Origin of the sequence: Streptomyces sp. SM1 (assembly GCF_002910825.1) — a bacterium.
GTDB classification, from domain to species: domain Bacteria; phylum Actinomycetota; class Actinomycetes; order Streptomycetales; family Streptomycetaceae; genus Streptomyces; species Streptomyces okerensis.
Map to the genome: position 1 here is coordinate 1 of NZ_NEUB01000070.1, position 4486 is coordinate 4486.

Annotated in this window: 4 protein-coding genes; 1 reads left to right on the plus strand and 3 read right to left on the minus strand. The window is 73.8% G+C overall.

Annotated features, from left to right (window positions below; translation table 11 throughout):
* Window positions 1–263 precede the first annotated feature (263 nt).
* Window positions 264–1466, plus strand: a complete 1203-nt coding sequence (locus B9S61_RS01540; RefSeq protein ID WP_103540564.1) for an amino acid deaminase/aldolase — start codon at window positions 264–266, stop codon at window positions 1464–1466.
* 4 nt (window positions 1467–1470) lie between these two features.
* Here the strand turns inward: B9S61_RS01540 and B9S61_RS01545 are convergent, their stop codons facing one another.
* The 3 genes from B9S61_RS01545 to B9S61_RS01555 form a co-directional block, all read right to left on the minus strand.
* The gene (locus B9S61_RS01545; protein ID WP_103540565.1) at window positions 1471–2409 is read right to left on the minus strand and encodes a DUF2510 domain-containing protein; all 939 of its coding nucleotides are present in this window, start codon (window positions 2407–2409) and stop codon (window positions 1471–1473) included.
* A 27-nt stretch (window positions 2410–2436) separates the two neighbouring features.
* A complete protein-coding gene (locus tag B9S61_RS01550; protein WP_103540566.1) occupies window positions 2437–3219 on the minus strand; it encodes a 3-oxoacyl-ACP reductase in 783 nt (260 codons plus the stop codon).
* A 6-nt stretch (window positions 3220–3225) separates the two neighbouring features.
* The coding region (locus B9S61_RS01555) for an aldehyde dehydrogenase (protein WP_103540567.1) at window positions 3226–4486 on the minus strand (1261 nt) is incomplete at its 5' end.

Below are 4486 nucleotides of genomic sequence, written 5' to 3' on the forward strand. Positions count from 1 at the left end.
ACCCCCCGTTCCCTCGTGCCCGGGCCGTTTCCGCCTGCGCGGGCGTCTCCGCTGCCAGGGGCCCGGCACGGACTCGTCCCGGGCACAGATACCCGCACGGACGGCGCGTCATCCGGCCCGGACCCGGGCCGGCCCTGTTCCGCCGTGCGTGCGCGTCACTCTACGGCGTGATCCGGGTCGGACGGGAACCAGTCCGCAGGCCCGCGGCATCTGCCCGGAACGTCCCCCTACCCTGCGGTAATCCTGTCTGGCAGGCTGCGGGCATGACTGCGCGCGCCGCCGACCGGGCCCGTTACGACCGGGCCACCGCCCAGCTCGAAGCCCCTCTCGCGATCGTGGACCTGGACGCTTTCGACGCCAACGCGGACGATCTGGTCCGCAGGGCCGGAGGCAAACCGGTCCGGGTCGCCAGCAAGTCCGTCCGCTGCCGTGCGCTGCTGGAACGGGTACTGGCCCGGGACGGTTTCGCGGGGATCATGTCGTTCACCCTCGCGGAGTCGCTGTGGCTGGCCCGCTCCGGTTTCGACGACGTCCTCCTCGCCTACCCGTCCGCCGACCGGGCCGGTTACGCCGAACTCGCCGCCGGTCCCAAGCTCGCCGCCGCCGTCACGGTCATGGTGGACGATCCGGCGCAGCTGGACCTGATCGACGCGTCGCGCGCCGGTGGTGACGAAGTGGTGCGGGTGTGCCTGGAGTTGGACACCGCGTTGAAGCTGTTCGGCGGACGCGTGCGGGTCGGTGCCCGGCGTTCCCCGCTGCACTCCCCCGCCCAGGTCGCCGAGGTCGCGCGCGCGGTGGCCCGCCGGCCCGGCTTCAGGGTCGTCGGGATCATGGCGTACGAGGGCCACGTCGCCGGGGTCGGTGACGCGGTGGCCGGACGGCCGCTGCGGTCCCGCGCGGTGCGGCTGATGCAGGCCGCCGCGCGCCGCGAGCTTGCCGAGCGGCGGGCCGCCGTGGTGCGGGCGGTGCGGGAGGTGGTGCCGGATCTGGAGTTCGTCAACGGCGGGGGCACGGGCAGTGTGCAGCACACCGCCGCGGAGGACGCGGTCACCGAGATCGCGGCCGGTTCGGGTCTCTACGTGCCGCGGCTGTTCGACAACTACACGTCGTTCAGCGGGCGTCCGGCGGCGCTGTTCGCCCTGCCGGTGGTGCGGCGGCCGGGGGTCGGCGTGGTGACGGTGCTCGGCGGGGGCTATCCGGCCTCGGGCGCGCCCGGCGCGGACCGGCTGCCGGTGCCGTATCTGCCGGAGGGTCTGCGGTACGACCCCCAGGAGGGGGCCGGTGAGGTGCAGACGCCGCTGCTGGGTCCGCCCGCCGACGATCTGCTGATCGGCGACAAGGTGTGGTTCCGGCACGCCAAGGCGGGCGAGCTGTGCGAGCGGTTCGACGCGCTGCGGCTGGTGGAGGGCGACACGGTGACGGCGACGGTTCCGACGTACCGGGGCGAGGGTCACACGTTCCTGTGACGGCTCAGTCCGCCGGTCCGATGCTGCTGCCGACGCCACCGCCGGAGGCCTCGTCGGTGACTGGGCGGATGCCCCTGGTGATGCGGTCCATGTCGGCCGGCGGCGGGCCGTCCTCCCCCGCGTCGAAGACGTACCGGACGAGGACGGGTGACTCGGTGCCGACGCTGGAGGGGAACACCATCGACTGCACGTAGCCGCCGGGGCCCTTGGCGGTGGTGACGCGCCAGCGCACGAGGTATCCGGCGCGGCCGGCCACCGCGACCGGGCCGGACTTCACGACCTCGTGGGACTCCAGCCCGCCGTACGGGCGCCGGCCGAGGGCGTCCTCGTCGAAGGCGGCGTCGGCCGCGTCGGCGATGTCGTCCTTGGCGATCTCCTCGGGCGAGGCCGTGTCGCTGACGGTCACGGTGCGGGAGACGACGAGTCCGTGGCGGCAGAGGGAGCCCTCACCGGGGCAGTCGTAGGTGCCGTCCGTGGTCATGACGACGTCGTCCTGCGCGACGTGCTCCGGCCGGACCCAGCCGTCGAGGAGGGGGAAGGTGATCCCGTTGAGCTGGTCCTCGACGAGGCCGGGACCGTCGTCGGTGGTGGGTTCCGGCGTGGACGGGGGCGGGGACGGGGCGTCGGTCGCGGTGGTGGTGGCCGGGCCGGTTCCCGTCTCAGGGCCGCCGCCGTCCACGCCGAGGACCACCGCGCCGGTGACGATCGCGGCGACGAGCACGGCCCCGGCGGCGGTGAGGGCGACCGTCCTCGCGCGACCGGTACCGGCCTTGCTTCCCGGGCCGCCCCCGCCGCCCGTGTTTCCCGTGCCTCCCGGCGACGGGGCCGGCGGCGTGCCGGGAGCCCCGGGGGCGCGCCGGTACTCGGTCCAGGCCGTGCCGTCCCACCAGCGTTCCAGGTGCGGGGCGTGCGGGTCGCGGTACCAGCCGGGCGGGGGCGTCATGCTCATCCGGGCACTGTAGGGCGAACGCTAGAGGGGTGTGACGTACGCCCCCGAGATGCCGCCGTCCACCAGGAAGTCGGTGGCGTTGACGAAGGAGGAGTCGTCGCTGGCCAGGAAGGCGACGGCGGCGGCGATCTCGTCGGCCTCGGCGAACCGGCCGAGCGGGATGTGGACGAGGCGGCGGGCGGCGCGCTCGGGGTCCTTGGCGAAGAGTTCACGGAGGAGCGGGGTGTTGACGGGTCCGGGACACAGGGCGTTGACGCGGATGCCCTCGCGGGCGAACTGCACCCCGAGTTCCCGGGACATCGCGAGGACGCCGCCCTTGGAGGCCGTGTACGAGATCTGCGAGGTCGCCGCGCCCATCCGGGCCACGAAGGACGCGGTGTTGATGATGGAGCCCCTGCCCTGGCGCCGCATGTGAGGGATGGCGGCCTTGCAGCACAGGTAGACGGAGGTGAGGTTGACCTCCTGGACGCGCTTCCAGGCGTCGAGTCCGGTCTCGAGGATGGAGTCGTCGTCGGGCGGGGAGATGCCGGCGTTGTTGAAGGCGATGTCGACACTGCCGTAGGTGTCGTACGCGGCCTGGAACAGGGCTTCGACCTGATCGGGGTCGGTGACGTCGACGCCGACGAAGAGGCCGGCGGTCTCCTCGGCGGCGGCCTTCCCGCGTGTCTCGTCGACGTCCGCGCAGACGACGTGCGCGCCCTCGGAGGCGAGCCGTCGGGCGGTGGCGAGGCCGATGCCGCTGCCGGCCCCGGTGACGACGGCGGTGCGGCCGGCCAGTCGGCGGCAGATGATCTCTTCGCTCATGTGCGGTCAGGCCTCCGTGCTGATGAAGACGTTCTTGGTTTCGGTGAAGGCGCTCAGCGCTTCGGGGCCGAGTTCACGGCCGACGCCGGACTGTTTGAACCCGCCGAAGGGGGTCCAGTAGCGGACGCTGGAGTGGGAGTTGACGGACAGGTTGCCGGCCCGCACGGCCCGGGAGACGCGCAGGGCGCGGCCGATGTCCCGGGTCCAGAGCGAGCCCGAGAGGCCGTAGTCGGTGGCGTTGGCCAGGCGTACGGCGTCGGCCTCGTCGTCGAAGGGGAGGACGACGGCGACGGGGCCGAACACCTCCTCCACGGCGACCCGGGCGTCCGGGGCGACGCCGGTGAGGACGGTGGGCGGGAACCAGTAGCCGGGACCCTCGGGTGCCTTGCCTCGGATGCCGTCGAGGCCGTCGGTGCCGTAGGAGCGGACGCGGTCGCGTTGGGCGGCGGAGATGAGCGGGCCCATGTCCACGTCGCCGTCGGCCGGGTCGCCCACCCGGACCGCCTCGACGGCGGGGGCGAGCAGTTCGAGGAACCGGTCGTGCGCGGAACGCTCGACGAGGATGCGGGTGCGGGCGCAGCAGTCCTGCCCGGCGTTGTCGAGGAAGGACATGGGGGCGGCTGCGGCGGCGGTCTCCAGGTCGGCGTCGGCGAAGACGATGTTGGGGCTCTTGCCGCCGAGTTCTAGGGTGACGCGCTTGAGGCGGTCCGCGCCCCGGGCCCACACCTGTTTCCCCACGGCCGTCGATCCGGTGAACACGATCTTGGCGACGTCCGGGTGTTCGACGAGGGCGTTGCCGGTGACCGGGCCGGGTCCGGGGAGCACCTGGAACAGGCCCTCGGGGAGCCCTGCCTCCAGGGCGAGTTCGGCCAGGCGCCGGGCGGTGAGGGGGGTGGCCTCGGCGGGTTTGAGGAGCACCGCGTTGCCGGCGGCGAGGGCCGGCGCGGTGCCCCAGGCCGCGATGGGCATGGGGAAGTTCCAGGGGGCGATGACGCCGACGACGCCGAGGGGTTCGAGGAAGGTGACGTTCACCCCGCCGGGGACCGGGATCTGGCGGCCGGTCAGGCGTTCCACTCCCCCGGCCGCGTAGTCGAGCAGGTCGCGGACGTTGCCCGCCTCCCAGCGGGCGTTGCCGAGGGTGTGGCCGGCCTCGCGGACCTCCAGCCGGGCCAGCTCGTCGATGTGCTCCTCGACGGTGGCGGCGAACCGGCGCAGCAGCCGGGCCCGGTCACCGGGGGCGAGGGCGGCCCAGGCGGTCTGCGCGCGG

Bases quoted from the DNA above. Each gene is read 5' to 3' on its own strand.
- B9S61_RS01545 (WP_103540565.1), bottom strand. From the start codon at position 2,409: ATGACGCCCCCGCCCGGCTGGTACCGCGACCCGCACGCCCCGCACCTG.
- B9S61_RS01550 (WP_103540566.1), bottom strand. From the start codon at position 3,219: ATGAGCGAAGAGATCATCTGCCGCCGACTGGCCGGCCGCACCGCCGTC.
- B9S61_RS01540 (WP_103540564.1), top strand. From the start codon at position 264: ATGACTGCGCGCGCCGCCGACCGGGCCCGTTACGACCGGGCCACCGCC.